This is a genomic window from Sphingomonas sp. SP2 (assembly GCF_058313385.1).
Window position 1 is genome coordinate 325,083 of the sequence record NZ_JBZFLD010000001.1, and the last position, 19,584, is coordinate 344,666.

Genomic DNA, 19,584 nt, shown 5'->3' on the forward strand with positions numbered 1-19,584 from the left:
CGCGAGCGGGTCGCCCCTTTCCTTTGCCTGCGCCACGGCTAGGGTCGGGTGATGACCTTCGCGACTGGCAAGCATGCCCTCATCACTGGCGGCGGGACCGGCATCGGCGCCGGGATCGCCCGTGCCCTCGCCGCCGCCGGCGCCACCGTCACCCTGCTTGGCCGTCGACCCGAGCCGCTCGAAGCAGTCGCCACCGAGACCGGCGGACTTGCCATCGCGTGCGACGTCACCGACCCCGAGGCACAGGCCCGCGCCTTCGCCGAGGCACGCGCGAAGAATGGCCCGCTCGACTATGTCATCCTCAATGCCGGGATCGGCGACAGCCGGCCCTTCCTCCGGACGCGCCGCGAGACGTGGGACGCGATCATCGCGACCAACCTGACAGCGCTGTTCGACGGCGCGCAGCAGGCGCTCCCCGACCTTCAGGCGCCCGGCAAGCGGCTGGTGATCGTGGCCTCGGTCGCGGGCCTCAAGGGCGCTGCCATGGCGGTGCCCTACGTCGCCTCCAAGCATGGCGCGATCGGCCTCGCCAAGAGCCTTGCACTGGAGTTCGCCAAGACGGGGCTGACGGTCAACGCCATCTGCCCGAGCTTCGTCGATACGCCGATGGTCGACGACAGCGCCGAGCGCATCGCCGGCGCCACCGGCAAGTCGATCGACGAGGCCCGTGCCTGGCTCGCGAGGACCAATGCCAATGGCCGCCTCATCACCGTCGACGAGGTCACGCATGCCATCATGCAGTTGCTCGACCCCGCCGCCAGCGGCACCAACGGCGCCTGCGTGACGATCGACGGCGGGACCAGCGCCTGAGGCTTATTCGAACTCGACGATCACCTGGTCGACCGCGACGCTTTCGCCCGCGCCGACCGGGGTCGCCTTGACCGTCGCGCTCTTCTCGGCGCGCAGGATGTTCTCCATCTTCATGGCTTCCATGACCGCGATCGGCTGACCGGCCTCGACCTTGTCGCCAGGCTTGACGTCGAGCCGGGTCAGCAGCCCCGGCATCGGCGCGAGGAGCAGGCGGGAAAGGTCGGGCGGGACCTTCTCGATCATGTGCCGGGCAAGCTCGGCGACCTGGGGGGTCATCACCGTCACGCGGTGGGTCGCGCCGCGGGTCTTCATCTTCCACGACCGGCCGTCCTTCGCGACCAGCACGTTGCGCTGGCGCTTGCCGACGATGGCACGGACCAGCCGCTGCCCGGGCATATAGTCCGCGTCGAACAACAGCGGCTCGCCATCGTCGACCACCACCTTGTCGACATGGAAGCGAACCCGGTGCTCGGCGCCGCCGTCGAGCCGGACGACGTGATCGCGCGTCGCCGCCGCGGGACGGCTGAGCTGCTGGTCGATCTGCCCGGCCCGCGCCTCATGCACGGTGGCGATGAACGCGGCGATTGCCGACAGGTCGGCCGTGAGCTGTTCGTCGAGCGGCGCGCCGGCGAAGCCCTCGGGATATTCCTCGGCGATGAAGCCGGTGGTCAGCTCGCCCGAGCGGAAGCGCGGATGCTGCATGATGGCGGACAGGAAATCGACATTGTGGCCGAGCCCTTCGATCCGGAACCGGTCGAGCGCCTCGACCTGCTTGTCCGCCGCCTCGTCGCGGGTCGGAGCCCAGGTGACGAGCTTGGCGATCATCGGATCGTAGAACATCGACACTTCGCCGCCCTCGAAGACGCCGTCGTCGACCCGCACCCCGTCAAGGCCGCGGCGGCCGTTGGCGGCGCCGTCATCGGTCCAGCCCGGCACGGGCGGCTGGTAGTGGACGAGGCGCCCGGTCGACGGGAGGAAGCCGCGATAGGGGTCCTCCGCATAGACTCGGTTCTCGATCGCCCAGCCGTCGATGCCGATGTCGGCCTGCAAGAACGGCAGCTTCTCCCCCGCCGCGACACGGATCATCTGCTCGACGAGGTCGATGCCGGTGATGGCCTCGGTCACCGGATGCTCGACCTGGAGCCGGGTATTCATCTCGAGGAAGTAGAAGCTCTGTCCTGTCGGGTCCTTGCCCGAGACGATCAGCTCCACCGTTCCCGCGCTGTAATAGCCGACCGCGCGGGCCAGCGCGACGCACTGCTCGCCCATCGCCTTGCGCATCTCCGGAGTGACGAAGGGCGACGGCGCTTCCTCCACCACTTTCTGATGGCGGCGCTGGATCGAGCATTCGCGCTCGTTCAGATAGAGGATGTTGCCGTGCTGATCGCCGAGGATCTGGATCTCGATGTGGCGCGGGTCCTCGATGAACTTCTCGATGAAGACGCGGTCGTCGCCGAAGCTGTTGAGCCCCTCGCGCTTGGTCGCCTCGAACCCCTCGCGGACGTCCTGCTCGGAATAAGCGAGGCGCATGCCCTTGCCGCCGCCGCCGGCCGAGGCCTTCATCATCACTGGATAGCCAATGTCGCCGGCGATCCGCACCGCATGCTCGGTATCCTCGATCTCGCCGACGAAACCCGGGACGACGTTGACGCCGGCCGCCTTGGCGAGCTTCTTCGATTCGATCTTGTCACCCATCGCGGCGATCGCCTTCACCGGCGGTCCGATGAACGCGAGGCCCTCGGCCGCGAGCGCTTCGGCGAAGCTGGTGCGCTCCGACAGGAAGCCATAGCCCGGGTGCACGGCTTCGGCGCCGGTGGCCTTGCAGGCCTCGATGATCTTGTCCGCGAGCAGATAGCTCTGCGCCGCCGGCGGCGGACCGATGTGCACCGCCTCGTCGGCCATCTTCACGAAGGGCGCGCGGGCGTCGGCGTCCGAATAGACCGCGACGGTCTTGATGCCCATGCGGCGCGCGGTCTTGATCACCCGGCACGCGATTTCGCCGCGATTGGCGATGAGGATCTTACTGAACATCGTCGTCCTTGTAGAAGAAACGGAAGCCGAGGAAGGCCAGTATCAGAAGCAGCGCGACCGCCAAGCCACGCCAGAAGATGAAGCCCTCAACGTACCCGCGATAGAAAGTGCATGCGTCGTCAGGTGACGCACAGTCACCTAACGTCGTTGCAAAAAGCTCGAAGAGTACAAACCCCAACCACGCCAAGCCAACGATCACGAAGGCTCCGCAGCCGAGGCGATACTTCACTCAGCCGCCTCATCGATCGGCGGCTTGTTGTGGCCGAGCAACCGCAGCACCTCGTCCGCGGCGTCGGCGAGGTTGGTGCCGGGACCGAAGATCGCCTGGACGCCCGCGGCGCGAAGCTCGGCATAGTCCTGCGCCGGGATGACCCCGCCGGCGATGACCTTGATGTCGGCGCGGCCCATGTCCTTGAGATGGCCGATCAGCTCGGGAATGAGTGTCTTGTGGCCGGCCGCGAGGCTCGACGCGCCGACCACGTCGACCTCGCCGGTGACCGCAAGCTCGGCAGCTTCGCGCGGAGTCTGGAACAGCGGCCCCGCGATGATCTCGAAGCCAAGGTCGCCGAAGGCCGAGCTGACGAGGTTGGCACCGCGGTCGTGGCCGTCCTGCCCCATCTTGGCGACCAGCATGCGCGGCTTGCGGCCGAGGCGGTTTTCGACGGCGCGGGTCCCCTGCTTGGCCTCTTCCCAGCGCTGGTCCGCGCGCTGGCCATAGATGCCCGACACGGGCTCGGGCTTGGTCGCATAGCGGCCGAATGCCCGCTCGAGCGCATCCGAAATCTCGCCGAGCGTGGCGCGGGCTCGCGCCGCCTCGACACTCAGCGCGAGGAGGTTGGCGCCGCTCCGTGCGCCCTCTTCCAGCGCGTCGAGCGACGCCTGCACCCTGGCCGCGTCGCGGTCCGCTCGAAGCTGCGTCAGCCGCTCGATCTGCCCGGCGCGGACCTTGGCGTTGTCGACCTCGAGGATGTCGAGTTCGGCCTCTTCGGGCAGCCGGTAGCGGTTGACGCCGACGATCACCGTCTCGCCCGTGTCGACTTTGGCCTGACGCTCGGCCGCGGCTTCCTCGATCCGGCGCTTCGGCAAGCCCGCCTGGACCGCCTTGGTCATCCCGCCGAGGCGCTCCACTTCCTGGATCAGCGCCCAGGCCTTCTCCTCGAGCTCGCGGGTCAGCGCCTCGACATACCAGCTGCCGCCGAGCGGATCGGCGACCGCGGTCACCCCGCTCTCTTCGGCGAGGATCAGCTGGGTGTTGCGGGCGATGCGCGCCGAGAAATCGGTCGGAAGCGCGATCGCCTCGTCGAAGCTGTTGGTGTGGAGCGACTGCGTCCCGCCCAGCACCGCCGCCAGCGCCTCGATCGTGGTCCGGACGATGTTGTTGTAGGGGTCCTGCTCGGTGAGGCTGACGCCGCTGGTCTGGCAGTGGGTGCGGAGCAGCTTCGACTTCTCCGACTTGGCGCCGAGCTCGGTCATGATCCGGCCCCAAAGGGTCCGGGCCGCGCGCATCTTGGCGACCTCCATGAAGAGGTTCATCCCGATGCCCCAGAAGAAGGACAGCCGCGGCGCGAAAGCGTCGACGTCGAGCCCGTTCGCGACCGCCGCGCGGACATATTCCATCCCGTCGGCCAGCGTGAAGGCGAGTTCCTGCACCGCCGTCGCCCCGGCCTCGTGCATGTGATAGCCCGAGATGGAGATGCTGTTGAATTTGGGCATCTCGGCCGACGTATAGGCGATGATGTCCGAGACGATCCGCATCGAGGGCTCGGGCGGATAGATGTAGGTGTTGCGGACCGCGAACTCCTTGAGGATGTCGTTCTGGATGGTCCCGGTCAGCGCGGCCCGGTCAACGCCCTGCTCCTCGCCCGCGACGATGAAGAAGGCGAGCACCGGAAGCACCGCGCCGTTCATGGTCATCGAGACCGACATCTCGCCCAAGGGGATGCCGTCGAACAGCAGCTTCATGTCCTCGACGCTGTCGATCGCGACGCCCGCCTTGCCGACGTCGCCGGTGACGCGCGGATGGTCGCTGTCGTAGCCGCGGTGGGTTGCGAGGTCGAAGGCGACCGAGAGCCCCTTCTGCCCGGCCGCCAGGTTGCGGCGATAGAAGGCGTTCGATTCCTCGGCGGTCGAGAAACCCGCATATTGCCGGATGGTCCACGGGCGGCCGGCGTACATCGTGGCATAGGGGCCGCGGGTATAAGGCGCGACACCGGGATAGCCGGGATTGATCCCGGCCGAATCCTCGGGCCCGTAGACCGTCTTCAAGCGGATCCCTTCCGGCGTCGTCCGCGAGAGGTCGGCACCGCGCGCTTCCTTCGCGGCAAGGGTCTTCCAGGCGTCTTTGCTGTCGTTCGGCATGGCCGACGCCCTAGCGCCGGGGGCATCGCCTGCCAATGCGCGCAGCTCCGCGCACGCTGGGACGTTAGGGGATGATGCGCGGTCTCGACTTCAGTTCATGGCAGGCAATCGGCACGACCTTGCTCGGCCTGTCCCTCATCACGCTGATTGGGGTCGGCGTGCGGCTCCTCGCGATGATGACGATCCAGCAGCGCCGCGAGCGCGAGAACCGCCAGATCAACGAGCGGCTGCGGACGTTGATCGCCGCCTACAAGACCCTCGGCGGATCCTTTACCGGCGATTTGTCGGTCGACCCCACGCACCTTCGCGACCTTCGCCGCCGCGCGGCGGCCGAGGCCGACGAGGGCCTGAAACTCGAGGCGGAAAGCAGCGGCTCCGATCGCTCGCGGCGGATGCGGGACGCGGTCGAGGCGGCGCTTGCCGACATCATCCTGCTCGGCACCGACGAGCAGGTCGAACTCGCCACCCGCGCCGCTCAGGAGTTGGTCGCGGGCCGGCCAGTCCACACTGCGGAACTGGTCGTCGCGCTGCGCGACTTCATCCGCCGGGCACTCGGGCTCGACCCCGTTCCAGCCGGGATCGCCGTGCCAAGCCAGGGACCGAGCCGGACAGCGGGCAGCGGCGGACGGGGCCGGGCCGACGGCGGCAATGATCGTGGCGGTCGTGGTGGCGGCGGCGGCGGAATGGGCATGGGAATGGGAATGGGCGGTGCTGGGATCGGTGCCGGCCTCGCGGGCAGCCACGACGAGACCGCCGCGGACAAAGGCTGAAATCCCTGACCGCAGCCGCCGCTCAGTGCGCCTGGCGCGGGCTTTCCATGATCTCGGTCAGCATTCCGCCCATGTCCTTCGGATGAAGGAAAAAGATCGGAGTGCCATGCGCGCCGATTCGCGTGGGACCGAGGATCCGCGTGCCGAGCCCTTCGAAATGGGCGCGCGCGGCCTCGATGTCGGGAACCTCGAAGCAGACATGGTGCTGCCCGCCTTGGGGGGTTTTCTCGAGGAACTTGGCGATCGGGCTGTCGGCGCCGAGCGGCTCGATCAGCTCCACCTGCATGTTGGGCGCATCGACGAAACAGACCTTCACGCCCTGAGCGGGCAGGTCGAAGGCCGGGGACGAGGGCTCCGCGCCGAACAGGCGGCGGTACATGTCGAGACTCTTCTCGATCGACGAGGTCGCAACCCCGACATGGTTGAGGCGTCCAAGTTTCATTGCCTTGCCTTCAGCTCTTCCAGATGAATAGGCCGCCGAGCACGGTGGCCGCGAGCGCGGTGAACAATGTCGTCCACCAGCCGATGACGAAGAGACAGCCGTCCTGCCGGTCGGCACCGAAGGCCGAGCCGGTCGGATCGAGTGCCCACATCTTGCCGGTCCGGTGCCCCCGCCAGCACTGCCAGAAGCCGAGCGCCGCCAGCGTGAACAGGAAGACTGGGAGCCAGTAATATCTCACAGCGGGATATTGTCGTGCTTCTTCCACGGATTTTCGAGCTGCTTATCGCGCAGCTTGCGGAGGCCCAGCGCGACCTTGCGGCGGGTCTCGCGCGGCTGGATGACGTCGTCGATGAAGCCCATGCTCGCCGCCACGAAGGGGTTGGCGAAGCGCTCCTCATATTCCTTCGTGCGCTGGGCGATGGCGTCGGCGTCGCCGATGTCCTTGCGGAAGATGATCTCGACCGCGCCCTTGGCGCCCATCACGGCGATCTCGGCGGTCGGCCAGGCGTAGTTCAAATCCCCGCGCAAGTGCTTGGACGCCATGACGTCATAGGCGCCGCCATAGGCCTTTCGGGTGATGACGGTGATCTTGGGGACGGTCGCTTCGGCATAAGCGAAGAGCAGTTTCGCGCCATGCTTGATGATGCCGTTATGCTCCTGGCCGACGCCGGGAAGGAAGCCGGGCACGTCGACGAAAGTCAGGATCGGGATTTCGAACGCGTCGCAGAAGCGGACGAAGCGCGCGGCCTTCTTCGACGAATTGATGTCGAGCACGCCCGCCAGCACCATCGGCTGGTTGGCGACGACACCGACGGTGCGGCCCTCGATGCGGCAGAAGCCGATGATGATGTTGCCGGCATGCGCGGGCTGCAGCTCGAAGAAGTCGCCCTCGTCGGCGACCTTCCGGATCAGCTCGTGCATGTCGTAGGGCTGGTTGGCGCTGGGTGGGATCAAGGTGTCGAGGCTCTCCTCGACCCGGTCCCAGGCGTCCTCGGTCGGCCGCTCGGGCACGGGCACGCGGTTCGACAGCGGCAGGAAATCGAAGAAGTCGCGCGCGCCGAGCAGCGCATCGATGTCATTCTCGAATGCGAGATCGGCCACCGATGACTTGGTGGTGTGCGTGATCGCCCCGCCGAGCTCTTCCTGAGTCACCACCTCGTTGGTGACGGTCTTCACCACGTCAGGCCCGGTGACGAACATGTAGGAGCTGTCCTTCACCATGAAGATGAAGTCGGTCATCGCGGGCGAATAGACCGCGCCGCCCGCGCACGGGCCCATGATCAGGCTCAATTGCGGCACGACGCCGCTCGCCAGCACGTTGCGCTGGAACACCTCGGCATAGCCGGCGAGGCTGGCGACGCCTTCCTGGATTCGCGCGCCGCCCGAATCGTTGAGGCCGATCACCGGCGCGCCGACCTTCATCGCCGCATCCATGATCTTGCAGATCTTCTCCGCGTGCCGCTCCGACAGCGAGCCGCCGAACACGGTGAAGTCCTGCGCGAACACATAGACCAGCCGGCCGTTGATGGTGCCCGAGCCAGTGACCACGCCGTCGCCCGGGAAGCGCTGGTCGGCCATCCCGAACTCGGTCGCATTATGCTCGACGAAGGCGTCGACCTCCTCGAAGCTGCCCTCGTCGAGCAGCACGGTGAGGCGCTCGCGCGCGGTCAGACGGCCCTTGCTGTGCTGGGCATCGATGCGCTTCTGACCCCCGCCCATCTGGGCGGCGGCGCGGCGGCGTTCGAGTTCGGCGATGGTGCTGCTCATGGGGCGAAGCCTTTCGCGCTCGCATTGCAGCGCGTCAACTCGGGCAGCCCCCAACGCCATTTCCCTAACATTTGTTGCACCGCAGGAACCATTGCCAATGAACATCCGTTCAGCAGAGCGAGGTGAGGGGCAAATTCCGTTTGCTGCACCGCAATACCACTCCGCCGTGAGAGCCGCGTCCCAGCGGATCTCATCCCGGCAGACCGTTGTTGTTCCGTAATCAAATCCCTTTGAGAAGAGGTCTCAAGCGTATGTTCGAGGAAGTCGGCGTTCACGACACTGGTTCTTCTCAGGCCCCGACCGTGGCGAAGGGGACCACCCTCATCTGTTTCTCGCACCTCCGGTGGGACTTCGTGTTTCAGCGGCCGCAGCATCTGATGAGCCGGTTCGCCAAATCGATGCCGGTCGTCATCTGGGAAGAGCCCGTGCCCTCCGCCGCCGGCGAGGGTCCCTCGCTCGACGTCCGTCCGGCCCGGGACATGGCCGATGTCACGATTGTCACTCCGCACCTTCCCGACGGCCTCGACGTCGATGCGCAGCGGACCGTCCTCAAGGGTCTGCTCGACCAATATGCCGCGACGCTCTCGGGCCGCTTCGTCCGCTGGTACTACACCCCGATGATGTTGCCTTTCTCGCGGCATCTCGATGCGGTCGCGACGGTCTATGACTGCATGGACGAGCTGAGCGCCTTCCGCTTTGCGCCGGCCGAGCTGCTCGACCTCGAGCGCGAGCTGCTCGACGCCTCGGACATCGTCTTCACCGGCGGCTATTCGCTCTACGAGGCGAAGAAGAAGCGCCACGGCAGCGTCCACCCCTTCCCCTCGTCGGTCGACCGCGCCCACTTCGGCAAGGCCCGCGCCGGCATTGCCGACCCTGCCGACCAGCAGGCGATCGCCCGCCCGCGCTTCGGCTTCTACGGCGTGATTGACGAGCGCATCGACCTCGAGCTGCTCGAACAGGTCGCCACCGCCCGCCCCGACTGGCAGCTGGTCATGGTCGGCCCGGTCGTGAAGATCAGCGAGGACGACCTGCCCCGCCGCGAGAATATCCATTATCTCGGCGGCAAGAGCTACGATGAGCTGCCGGCCTATGTCGGCAACTGGGACGTGGCGATGATGCCCTTCGCCATCAACGAGGCGACCCGCTTCATCTCGCCGACCAAGACCCCCGAATATCTCGCGGCCGGCCGTCCGGTGGTCTCGACCCCGATCAAGGACGTCAAGCGTCACTACGAGAAGCTTTCGGGCGTGATGATCGCCGGCACCGCCGAGCAGTTCATCGACGCCTGCGAGCGGGCGCTCGACCTCACCCGCGGCAACGGCGAATGGCTTGCCGAAGTCGATCTCGCGCTCGCCGACATGAGCTGGGACACGACCCAGGCGCGGATGGCGGCGCTCGTCGCCGAAGTCACCGAGCAGGGCCAGAAGATCGAGCGTCCGGCCTTCGGCCAGGGCCATCTCACCCACAGCCGCAACCGCAAGTACGACTATCTGATCGTCGGCTGCGGCTTTGCCGGTTCGGTCCTCGCCGAGCGGCTTGCCACCCAGCATGGCGCGCGCGTGCTGATGATCGACAAGCGCGAGCATGTTGGCGGCAACGCCTATGACGAATATGACAAGAACGGCATCCTCTACCACAAGTACGGGCCGCACATCTTCCACGCCAACAGCGACGAGATCGTCAGCTATCTCTCGCAATTCACCCAGTGGCGTCCGTACGAGCATCGCGTGCTGGCGCATGTCCGCGACCAGCTGGTGCCGATCCCGATCAACCGCACGACGCTGAACAAGCTGTTCGACGCGGGGCTCAGGAACGACGAGGAGGCCGCGGCCTTTCTCGCCTCGCGCGCCGAGCCGGTGGCCGACATTCGCACCAGCGAGGACGTCGTCATCAACGCCGTCGGACGCGAGCTCTACGAGCTCTTCTTTCAGGGCTACACCCGCAAGCAATGGGGCCTCGATCCGTCGGAGCTCGACAAGCAGGTGACGAGCCGGATCCCGACCCGCACCAACACCGACGACCGCTACTTCACCGACACCCACCAGATCATGCCGCTGGAGGGCTACACCCGGATGTTCGAGCGGATGCTCGACCACCCGCTGATCGACAAGTCGCTCGGCACCGACTTCCGCGACGTCCGCAACGAGATCGACGCCGCGCACATCATCTACACCGGGCCGATCGACGAATATTTCGACTGGAAGTTCGGCAAGCTCCCCTATCGCTCGCTGCGCTTCGTCCACTCGACGATCGACAAGGAGCAGTTCCAGCCGGTCGCGGTGGTCAACTATCCCGACACCGAGACGCCTTACACCCGCATCAGCGAGTATAAGCACATGACCGGGCAGGAGCATCCGCGGACCACCATCACGCTCGAATATCCGAGCGCGGAGGGCGATCCTTATTATCCGATCCCGCGGCCCGAGAATCAGGCATTGTTCAAGAAGTATGAAGCGCTCGCCGATGCGACCCCGGGCGTGACCTTCGTCGGCCGCCTCGCGACCTACCGTTACTACAACATGGACCAGATCGTGGGTCAGGCCCTCGCCACCTTCAGGCGCATGGACGAAGCCCGCAGCAAGATCGGCGCTTCCAGCCGGGAGCTCCGCCTGGCCATCTAGGCCAGCGAGGCGCCCATGGCACAGGATCGAGAACGCATCACTCCGCCCCTCCAGTTATGGGGCGGAGTGGAGTGCACCGTCGTCCGGATCGGCGACGATTATCGCGACCAGGTCGTCGAGACCGGGCACGCCGTCCGGCTGGCCGACCTCGACGCCATCGCCGAGCTCGGCATCCGCACGGTCCGTTACCCGATCGTCTGGGAGCGGGTCGCGCCCGACGCGCCCGACCAGCTCGATTTCTCCTGGCATGACGAACGGCTGCGTCGCCTTCGCGACCTCGGGATCAAGGTCATCGGGGGGCTCGTCCACCATGGCTCGGGCCCGCGCTATACCGATCTCCTCGACCCCGAATTTCCGACCAAGCTCGCCCGCTATGCCGGCGAGGTCGCCCGGCGCTATCCGTGGATCGAGGACTGGACACCGGTCAACGAGCCGCTGACCACCGCGCGCTTTTCCTGCCTCTATGGCCACTGGTATCCGCACCGGAAGAATTACCCCGACTTTCTCCGAGCGCTCGCCAATGAATGCGACGGCATCGTCCAGGCGATGGCCGCGATCCGCACGGTCGTCCCCCATGCCCGGCACGTCCTCACCGAGGATCTGGGCAAGACCTTCGCGACCGAGAAGCTCGCCTACCAGGCCGAGCACGAGAATGTCCGCCGCTGGCTCAGCATCGACCTGCTGACCGGCCGCGTCGGCCCCCGTCACCCTTTCCGCCACCTCCTCCGTGAGGCCGGCGTCGGCGACGAGCAGCTCGCCCGGATTGCGAGCGGCGGCGGGACCCCCGACCTCATCGGCATCAATCACTACCTGACGAGCGAGCGCTATCTCGACGAGCGCACCAGCCTTTTCCCCGGCCAGCATATCGGGAGCAACGGCCGTGATCGCTACGTCGACGTCGAGGCGGTCCGCCTGCCCCATCTGGCCGGCAAGACCGGACCGCTCGCCCGCCTGCGCGAGGCATGGAAGCGCTACGGCATTCCCCTCGCGGTAACCGAGGTCCATCACGGCTGCAGCCGCGAGGAGCAGGTCCGCTGGCTGCACGAGGTATGGAATGCCGCCGAGCAGCTTCGCGCCGAGGGCGGCGATGTCCGCGCGGTTACCCTCTGGTCGCTGTTCGGCAACGTCGACTGGCGCTCGCTCCTCACCCGCCGCGAAGGCTTCTACGATGTCGGCGCCTTCGACACGCGCGGCGGCAAGCTCCGTCCGACGATGGTCGCCCGCGCCGCCCGGGCGCTTGCCCATGGCCAGCCACTCGTCCATCCCGCGCTCGACGGTCGCCCCTGGTGGCGGCGCAGCGAGCGCTTCTATTCTGGGGGCAAGCCTTGCATGGAGCGTCATCTCGGAACCGAGCCCCTGCTCATCACGGGCGCCACCGGCACCCTAGGCCAGGCCTTCGCGCGGCTCTGCCGCCACCGCGGGCTCCGCCATCGCCTGACCGACCGCGCCGCGCTCGACATCACCGATCCCGCGTCGATCGACCGCGCCCTCGACAGCATTCGCCCGTGGGCGGTGGTCAACACCGCGGGCTTCGTGCGGGTGCCCGAGGCCGAGCACCAGCCCGACGACTGCTTCCGCATCAACACCACCGGCGCCGAGCTCCTGGCCGCCGCCTGCCACCGCCGCGGCATCCCCTTCGTCACTTTCTCCTCGGACCTTGTGTTCGACGGCCAGCTCGGCCGCCCCTATGTCGAACCCGACCCGACCAGTCCGGCAACCGTCTATGGCGCGAGCAAGGCGCAGGCCGAGGACCGGGTCATGGCGATCGACCCGCAGGCCCTGATCATCCGCACCAGCGCCTTCTTCGGACCGTGGGACCGCTACAATTTCCTCTACAACACGCTCGAGCGGCTGCAGCGCGGCGAGGAAGTGGCCGCGAGCGACAATGCGGTCGTTACCCCGACCTACGTTCCCGACCTCGTCCACGCCACGCTCGACCTGTTGCTCGATGGCGAACAGGGCCTCTGGCACCTCGCCAACGAGGGCAGCATTAGCTGGCATGGCCTTGCCCACGAAGTCGCCGACCGGACCGGGGTCAGCGCGCGCCAGATCGTAGACAGCGGCGGCCCGCGCAGCGACACCAGCCTCGCCACCAGCCGCGGCCAGATCCTTCGCCCGCTCGACCACGCGCTCGACGATTTCGTCCGCTTCGCCGAGGACCTGCCGCGCTAGATGGCCGGAATTGGACCCCAGAAGGCGATCATGCTTTGAACCGGGGCATGGAACAGGTCGCGCCGCAAAGTCCGAGCCACTGGCCCCAGCGCCTCTATCTCGTCCGCCACGGGCAGAGCCAGGGCAATGTCGCCCGGGACCGCTCGGAGGCCCAGGGTCTCGCCACCATCGGCATCGACATGCGCGACGTTGACGTGCCTCTGTCCGAATTCGGCAAGTCGCAGGCCGAAGCCGCCGGTCGCTGGTTCGCCGGCCTTTCCGACTCCGAGAAGCCCGAGGTTATACTCTCTTCGCCCTATCTGCGCGCGCGCCAGACCGCCCATGCCATTTGCGAGGCCGGCGGCCTTGCGGGCGGCCGCGCCCGGACGGTCATCGACGAGCGCCTGCGCGAGCGCGAATTCGGTGTGTTCGACGGCCTCACCACGCTCGGCATCCGCCAGCGCTATCCCGAGGAAGCCGCCCACCGCGCGAGGCTCGGAAAATTCTACCATCGCCCGCCCGGCGGCGAGAGCTGGGCCGACGTCATCCTCCGTCTCCGCTCGGCGATGAACTCGATCAACCTCCACTACAGCGGCCGCCGCGTCCTGATCGTCTGTCACCAGGTCGTGGTGCTGTGCATGCGCTACATCCTCGAAGAGCTGGACGAGGGCCAGATCCTCGCCATCGACAAGGCCGCCGACGTCCTCAACTGCGGCATCTGCGCCTTCGACTTCGAGGTGCACGAGCTCGACTGCGCCCCGCGCCTTGCGCTGTGGAACCACGCCGCGCCGCTGGTCGAGGAAGGCGCTCCGGTCACCGCCGAGCCTGACCAGATGACCGGCAGCCGCTGATGCCCGTCCGCCCGCTCGATCGCGAGACGCTGAAGCAATATCCGCTTCCGCCGATCGCCAGCGGGGACAAGGACGAGCGCGGCAGCATCCTCATCATCGCCGGCAGCCGCGAAGTCGCAGGCGCCGCCCTCCTCACCGCCATGGCCGCGATGCGCGCCGGTGCCGGCCGGCTCCAGATCGCCACCGCCGGATGCGCCGCCACCGGCCTTTCGGTCTCGATGCCCGAAGCCATGGTCCGCGGGCTCGCCGAAGGCCGCAAGGGCGGCTTTGCCCCCTCCACGATCGACCCGCTGGCAGCGCTTGCCGCCAAGGCCGACGTCGTCGTCGCCGGGCCCGGCATGGAAGGGAATGAGGAGACCCCGAGGCTGGCCGCGGCGCTCGCCGCGCAATGCCCCAATCTCGTCCTCGACGCGGCTTTGCTTCACGCCCTGCCGAAGCGCCGTGACGACGTCGCAAAGTCCTCCGCGACCCCGATCCTCCTCCCCCATGCGGGCGAGATGGCGAGCCTCCTCGATTGCGAGGTCGAGAAGGTCGAGGCCGATCCGCTCGCCGCCGGCCGCGACTGCGCCGAACGCTACCAGGCCGTCACCTTGGTGAAGGGCATCGCGAGCCATGTCGTCAGCCCCGGCGGCGAGACCTTCCGCTTCGAAGGCGGCGGTCCCGGGCTCGGGGTCTCGGGCTCTGGCGACACGCTGGCCGGGATCGTCGGCGGCCTGCTCGCGCGCCGCGCCGATCCGCTTACCGCCCTGTTATGGGGCGTCTGGTGTCATGGCGAGGCGGGCCGCAGGCTAGGCCAGCGCATCGGCGCGCTCGGCTACCTTGCCCGCGAGATTCCCGATGAAGTCCCGGCGATCCTCGCCGAGGCGGGTCAGCTCACGCCGTAATCGTCGAGTTCGTCGCCGGCGACCTTGACCACGTGCAGCACGTTGGTCGAGCCCGCGGTCCCGAAGGGCACGCCCGCGAGGATGATGACCCGCTCCCCGCCGCTCGCCAGCTTGTGGCGAAGCACCATGCGCTTGGCCTTGCCGACCATTTCCTCGAAGCTCGACACGTCGCGGGTGTGGACGGCATGGACGCCCCAGACGAGGCCCATCCGCCGCGCCACCGTCTTGCTCGCGGTCATCACCAGCAGCGGCACCGGGCCGCGCTCGCGGGCGATCCGCCGCGCGGTCGACCCCGTCGAGGTGTAGCAGACGAGCGCGGCGACATTGACCGTATTGGCGATGTTGCCGGCGCTCTCGGCCAGCGCATCGGCGGTGGTCGGCTCGGCCGGGGTCGCGGTGAAATGCACCCGCGCGGCATAATTGGGATCGGCTTCGACCGACCGGCCGATCCGGTCCATCATCGCCACCGCCTCGACCGGGAAGTCGCCCGCGGCGCTCTCGGCCGAAAGCATCACCGCGTCGGCGCCGTCGTAGATCGCATTGGCGACGTCGCTCACCTCGGCCCGGGTCGGGGTCGGCGAGGTGATCATGCTCTCGAGCATCTGGGTGGCCACGACCACCGGCTTGCCGAGTTCGCGGGCACGGGCGACGATCATCTTCTGGAGCGGCGGCACCGCCTCGGCGGGAAGCTCGACCCCGAGGTCACCGCGCGCCACCATCACCGCGTCGGCATGCTCGAGGATCCCCTCGAGCCGCTCGATCGCCGCCGGCTTCTCGATCTTGACCATCAGCGCGGCCTTGTCGCCGATCAGCTGGCGAGCCTCGATCACGTCCTCGGCCCGCTGAACGAAGGAAAGCGCGATATAGTCTGCCCCCTGCGCCAGCGCGAACTGGAGGTCGTCGCGATCCTTCTCGGTCAGCGCCGGGATCGGGACAAGCACGTCGGGCACGTTGACGCCCTTGTTGTCACTGATCTTGCCGCCGACCTCGACGATCGTCTCGATCCGCGTCGCGCTCACCGCCGCCACGCGGAGCCGGACCTTGCCGTCGTCGATCAGCAGCTGGTCGCCCTCGCGCACCGCCTCGAACAGTTCGGGATGCGGAAGCTCGACCCGGCTCGAATCGCCGGGGGTCGTGTCGGCATCGAGAAGGAAGCGCGCACCGGTCTCGAGCTCGGCCCGGCCCGAGGCGAAGCGGCCGACGCGGAGCTTGGGCCCCTGAAGGTCGAACAGGATGGTGGTCGGCCGCTTATACTCTTCCTCGAGCGAGCGGATCATCTGAACCAGCCCGGCCTTGGTCGACTGGTCGCCATGGCTCATGTTGATGCGGAAGGCGTCGGCCCCGCACTTCATCAGCTTGGTGATCATCTCGCGATTGCCCGAAGCGGGGCCAAGCGTGGCCAGAATTCGGACCTTTCGCTCGCGCGGGCCAACGGACTTCGACACTTACCTTATTCTCCTGTTGCCCCATCGCCATAGCGGCCACCGCCCTTTCTTCAACCGCTTGGCGGGGTCGGTCCACTGGCCTAAGGGGCCCGCCGCATACCTATTCACCGGGGAGAGGGAATCATGTCCGACGGCAACGTCGCCGCCGACCAGCTGCGCCTGTTCATCGAGCGCATCGAGCGGCTCGAGGAAGAAAAGAAGGGCGTCGCCGACGACATCAAGGATGTCTACGCCGAAGCCAAGGCCAATGGCTACGACACCAAGACGATGCGTCAGGTGGTCCGTCTGCGGAAGATGGAGAAGCATGCGCGCGACGAAGCCGACGCCCTGCTCGAAACCTATCGCAATGCGCTGGGGCTGCACTAAGGTCGGCCCTGAAGCAGGGGAGCAGACGGCATGATCATCACCACCACCTCGACGCTCGAGAACCGGCCGGTCCGCGACTATCTCGGCCTCGTCGGCGGCGAGGTCATCGTCGGCGCCAATGTGATCAAGGACGTCTTCGCCTCGGTCAGCGACTTCTTCGGCGGCCGTTCGGGCGCTTACGAATCGTCGATCCAGGAAGCCCGCGCCCAGGCGATGCAGGAGATGGAGGCCTCGGCCCGCAAGCTCGGCGCCGATGCCATTCTGGCGGTCGACTTCGACTATGAGGTGATCGGCAAGTCGGGCTCGATGCTGATGGTCTGCGTCTGCGGCACTGCGGTGAAGCTCGGCTGAGGCGATGACGGGGGAAAGCTCTCCCGCCGCGGTCGCGCAGAGCCTGCTCGACCGGTCCGACATCGATCTTCGCGAAGAGGAACGCCGGGTCCTCGCCGCGATCGCCGCCGGCACCGCCAGCAGCCGCGACCTCAACCAGGAAGCGCGGGCGCAGGCCAGCTTCGGCGACCGCCTGTCCGACCGCGTCGCCGCGGTCGGGGGAAGCTGGACCTTCATCATCGCCTTCACCGCGGTGCTGCTCTTCTGGATGCTGCTCAACAGCGACATTCTCGAGCGCTTCGGGATGGCGTTCGACCCCTATCCCTACATCTTCCTCAACCTAATGCTCTCGACCGTCGCCGCCATCCAGGCGCCGATCATCATGATGAGCCAGAACCGGCAGGCCTCGAAGGACCGGCTCGCCGCGCAGCTCGACTATGAGACGAATTTGCGGGCCGAGCTCGAACTCCTTCGCCTCCACTACAAGGTCGACCAGCTCCTCGCCGCGCGCGCCGAGAGCGAGCTTCGGGCGCTACACGAGAAAGTCGACCGGCTGCTCGAGCCGAAATCGCCGCGAGATTGAGAAGAACGGCCAAGCTGGCTAGAGGCGTCCGCGACATTTTTTCAGCGGGACACCCATGGCCGGCCATTCCAAATTCAAGAATATCATGCATCGCAAGGGCGCGCAGGACAAAAAGCGCTCGGGCATGTTCTCCAAGCTCAGCCGCGAAATCACCGTCGCAGCCAAGATGGGCCTGCCCGATCCCGACATGAACCCGCGCCTGCGCGCCGCGGTCAACGCCGCCAAGGCGCAGTCGATGCCCAAGGACAATATCCAGCGCGCGATCGACAAGGCGAGCAAGGGCGACGCGGAGAATTACGAGGAAGTCCGCTACGAGGGCTATGGCCCCAACGGGGTCGCGATCATCGTCGAGGCGCTGACCGATAACCGCAACCGCACCGCCACCAACGTCCGCACCGCCTTCTCCAAGAATGGCGGCAACCTCGGCGCGAGCGGCAGCGTCGCTCACGGCTTCGAGCGCCTCGGCCTGATCGAATATCCGGCTAGCGTCGGTGACGAGGACAAGGTCATGGAAGCCGCGATCGAAGCGGGCGCCGACGACGTCCAGAGCGACGAGGACGGCCACCAGATCTGGACCCAGACCGACGGCATGCACGATGTCGCGAAAGCGCTCGAGGCAGCGCTGGGCGAAGCCTCGGCGGTCAAGCTCGCCTGGAAGCCGACCCTTACCACCGAGGTGTCGGGCGATGCGGTCGCCAGCCTGATGAAGCTGGTCGACGCGCTGGAGGACGATGACGACGTCCAGACCGTCTGGGGCAATTACGACATCTCGGACGACGAGCTGGCGAAGCTCGGCTGAGCGCCGCCGCATGATCATCCTCGGCCTCGACCCCAGCCTGTCCTCGACCGGCTGGGGCGTCGTCCGTGCCGAGGGCAATCGCCTGACGCATGTCGCTAACGGCCAGATCAAGACGAAGCCGGGCGCGCCCATGCCCGAGCGCCTGGCAATCCTCGCCGGCGCCATCGACGCGATCATTGCCGAGCATCGCCCCGCCGCCGGCGCGGCCGAGGAGGTGTTCGTCAACCAGAACCCCGCCTCGACCCTCAAGCTCGCGCAGGCCCGCGGCGTCGCGCTGATGTGCCTCGGCAGGGCCGGACTCGCCGTCGGCGAATATGCCCCGACCTTGGTCAAGAAGGCCGTGGTCGGGACCGGCGGCGCGTCGAAGGACCAGGTCCACGCGATGGTGAAGGTCCTGCTCCCCGGCGTGAAAGTCGCCGGCGAGGACGCCTCGGACGCCCTCGCCGTCGCCATCACCCACGCGCATCATCTCGCTTCCGCGAGGCGCCTCGGCTGATCCTCAGGCCTCGGCGTCGGCCAGTTGCGCTTGCCGCTCGCCCACCTCGCGGCCCTCGATGAAGGCGAGGAGGTCGGCGTTGATCACCTCGGCATGCGTCGTAGCCATGCCATGCGGGAAGCCCGGGTAGATCTTGATCCGCCCGTCCTTCAGCAGCTTGATCGAGCGCAGCGCCGAGATCCGGTAGGGGACGATCTGGTCATCGTCGCCATGCATGACGAAGACCGGCACCTCGATCTTCCGGAGGTCGTCCGAGAAATCGGTCTCGGAAAAGGCCTTGATGCAGTCATACTGGGCCTTGATCCCGCCCATCATGCCCTGCCGCCACCAGTTGCGGATGACGCCCTCGATCGGCGCCGTCCCGTCGCGATTGAACCCGTAGAAGGGCCCTGACGCGACATCGAGATAGGTTTGCGCGCGATTTACCGCGACGCCCGCGCGATAGCCATCGAACGCCTCCATCGGAATGCCCTCGGGATTGTCCTCGCCGACCAGCATCCGCGGCGGCACCGCGCCGAGGATCGCCGCCTTCGCCACCCGTCCCGGCTCTGCCCGGGCGACATAATGGACGACCTCCCCGCCGCCGGTCGAATGACCGACGTGGACGGCATTGCGCAGGTCGAGATGCGCGGCCAGCTCGATGAGGTCGGCGGCGTAGGTGTCCATCTCGTTGCCGTGGGTCGTTTCGTCCGAGCGACCGTGCCCGCGGCGGTCGTGGGCGATCACCCGATAACCCTTGTTCAGGAAGAACATGACCTGCGCGTCCCAGTCGTCGGCGCTGAGCGGCCAGCCGTGATGGAAGGCGATCGGCTGGGCGTCCCTCGGTCCCAGGTCCTTGAAGAAGATGCTGGTCCCGTCGCTGGTCGTGAACCTCGGCATG

Annotated in this window: 19 protein-coding genes; 11 read left to right on the forward strand and 8 right to left on the reverse strand. The window is 67.2% G+C overall.

Annotated features, from left to right (window positions below):
• Positions 1-51 precede the first annotated feature (51 nt).
• Positions 52-810: an SDR family NAD(P)-dependent oxidoreductase gene (locus tag AC4GYU_RS01745; RefSeq protein ID WP_491085185.1), complete on the forward strand. Its 759-nt coding sequence runs from the start codon at positions 52-54 to the stop codon at positions 808-810.
• A gap of 3 nt (positions 811-813) precedes the next feature.
• On the opposite strand, the gene AC4GYU_RS01750 is transcribed toward AC4GYU_RS01745, so the two are convergent.
• Genes AC4GYU_RS01750 through scpA form a run of 3 tightly spaced genes read right to left on the reverse strand, consistent with a single transcriptional unit; the run spans position 814 to position 5,199 of the window.
• A complete protein-coding gene (locus AC4GYU_RS01750; RefSeq protein ID WP_491085186.1) occupies positions 814-2,841 on the reverse strand; it encodes an ATP-binding protein in 2,028 nt (675 codons plus the stop codon).
• Positions 2,831-3,070 (reverse strand): hypothetical protein, encoded by a 240-nt coding sequence (locus AC4GYU_RS01755; RefSeq protein WP_491085187.1) that lies wholly within the window; start codon positions 3,068-3,070, stop codon positions 2,831-2,833. The genes AC4GYU_RS01750 and AC4GYU_RS01755 overlap by 11 nt, the downstream gene beginning before the upstream one ends.
• Positions 3,067-5,199 carry a methylmalonyl-CoA mutase gene (gene scpA / locus AC4GYU_RS01760; protein ID WP_491085188.1) on the reverse strand — a complete coding sequence of 711 codons (2,133 nt, stop codon included), beginning with the start codon at positions 5,197-5,199 and terminating at the stop codon, positions 3,067-3,069. The genes AC4GYU_RS01755 and scpA overlap by 4 nt, the downstream gene beginning before the upstream one ends.
• Positions 5,200-5,270: 71 nt before the next feature.
• On the opposite strand from scpA, the gene AC4GYU_RS01765 reads away from it, so the two are divergent.
• A complete protein-coding gene (locus AC4GYU_RS01765) occupies positions 5,271-5,969 on the forward strand; it encodes a hypothetical protein (RefSeq protein ID WP_491085189.1) in 699 nt (232 codons plus the stop codon).
• A 22-nt stretch (positions 5,970-5,991) separates the two neighbouring features.
• Here the strand turns inward: AC4GYU_RS01765 and mce are convergent, their stop codons facing one another.
• From mce to AC4GYU_RS01780, 3 genes are read right to left on the reverse strand one after another with little or no spacing between them, the layout of a single operon-like run.
• Entirely contained in the window at positions 5,992-6,411 is a 420-nt protein-coding gene (gene mce, locus AC4GYU_RS01770; protein WP_491085190.1) for a methylmalonyl-CoA epimerase, read from the reverse strand.
• Between the two features lie 10 nt (positions 6,412-6,421).
• The gene (locus AC4GYU_RS01775) at positions 6,422-6,649 is read right to left on the reverse strand and encodes a hypothetical protein (protein ID WP_491085191.1); all 228 of its coding nucleotides are present in this window, start codon (positions 6,647-6,649) and stop codon (positions 6,422-6,424) included.
• Complete coding sequence (locus tag AC4GYU_RS01780; protein WP_491085192.1) at positions 6,646-8,178, reverse strand: acyl-CoA carboxylase subunit beta; 1,533 nt, start codon at positions 8,176-8,178, stop codon at positions 6,646-6,648. Before AC4GYU_RS01780 ends, AC4GYU_RS01775 begins: the two co-directional genes overlap by 4 nt.
• 302 nt (positions 8,179-8,480) lie before the next feature.
• On the opposite strand from AC4GYU_RS01780, the gene glf reads away from it, so the two are divergent.
• The 4 genes from glf to AC4GYU_RS01800 are packed head-to-tail and all read left to right on the forward strand — an operon-like array spanning position 8,481 to position 14,685.
• Positions 8,481-10,799, forward strand: coding sequence for a UDP-galactopyranose mutase (gene glf, locus AC4GYU_RS01785; protein WP_491085193.1), 2,319 nt, complete (start codon positions 8,481-8,483; stop codon positions 10,797-10,799).
• Positions 10,800-10,814: 15 nt separating this feature from the next.
• A complete protein-coding gene (locus tag AC4GYU_RS01790; RefSeq protein WP_491085194.1) occupies positions 10,815-12,971 on the forward strand; it encodes a family 1 glycosylhydrolase in 2,157 nt (718 codons plus the stop codon).
• A 47-nt stretch (positions 12,972-13,018) separates the two neighbouring features.
• Complete coding sequence (locus AC4GYU_RS01795; RefSeq protein WP_491085195.1) at positions 13,019-13,801, forward strand: histidine phosphatase family protein; 783 nt, start codon at positions 13,019-13,021, stop codon at positions 13,799-13,801.
• Complete coding sequence (locus AC4GYU_RS01800; protein ID WP_491085196.1) at positions 13,801-14,685, forward strand: NAD(P)H-hydrate dehydratase; 885 nt, start codon at positions 13,801-13,803, stop codon at positions 14,683-14,685. Before AC4GYU_RS01795 ends, AC4GYU_RS01800 begins: the two co-directional genes overlap by 1 nt.
• Here the strand turns inward: AC4GYU_RS01800 and pyk are convergent.
• Positions 14,670-16,130, reverse strand: coding sequence for a pyruvate kinase (pyk, locus tag AC4GYU_RS01805; RefSeq protein ID WP_491085197.1), 1,461 nt, complete (start codon positions 16,128-16,130; stop codon positions 14,670-14,672). The genes AC4GYU_RS01800 and pyk overlap by 16 nt on opposite strands.
• Before the next feature lie 123 nt (positions 16,131-16,253).
• Here pyk and AC4GYU_RS01810 point away from each other — a divergent pair, with 123 nt between their 5' ends.
• From AC4GYU_RS01810 to ruvC, 5 genes are read left to right on the forward strand one after another with little or no spacing between them, the layout of a single operon-like run.
• Positions 16,254-16,496, forward strand: a complete 243-nt coding sequence (locus AC4GYU_RS01810; protein WP_344695465.1) for a DUF2312 domain-containing protein — start codon at positions 16,254-16,256, stop codon at positions 16,494-16,496.
• Positions 16,497-16,526: 30 nt separating this feature from the next.
• Positions 16,527-16,847 (forward strand): YbjQ family protein, encoded by a 321-nt coding sequence (locus tag AC4GYU_RS01815; RefSeq protein ID WP_491085198.1) that lies wholly within the window; start codon positions 16,527-16,529, stop codon positions 16,845-16,847.
• Between the two features lie 4 nt (positions 16,848-16,851).
• Complete coding sequence (locus AC4GYU_RS01820; protein ID WP_491085199.1) at positions 16,852-17,409, forward strand: DUF1003 domain-containing protein; 558 nt, start codon at positions 16,852-16,854, stop codon at positions 17,407-17,409.
• Positions 17,410-17,464: 55 nt separating this feature from the next.
• Positions 17,465-18,208 carry a YebC/PmpR family DNA-binding transcriptional regulator gene (locus AC4GYU_RS01825; protein WP_491085200.1) on the forward strand — a complete coding sequence of 248 codons (744 nt, stop codon included), beginning with the start codon at positions 17,465-17,467 and terminating at the stop codon, positions 18,206-18,208.
• Positions 18,209-18,218: 10 nt separating this feature from the next.
• Positions 18,219-18,704 (forward strand): crossover junction endodeoxyribonuclease RuvC, encoded by a 486-nt coding sequence (ruvC, locus tag AC4GYU_RS01830; protein ID WP_491085201.1) that lies wholly within the window; start codon positions 18,219-18,221, stop codon positions 18,702-18,704.
• A 3-nt stretch (positions 18,705-18,707) separates the two neighbouring features.
• Here ruvC and AC4GYU_RS01835 read toward each other — a convergent pair whose 3' ends face one another.
• Positions 18,708-19,583, reverse strand: a complete 876-nt coding sequence (locus AC4GYU_RS01835) for an alpha/beta fold hydrolase (protein ID WP_491085202.1) — start codon at positions 19,581-19,583, stop codon at positions 18,708-18,710.
• Position 19,584: the final 1 nt, after the last annotated feature.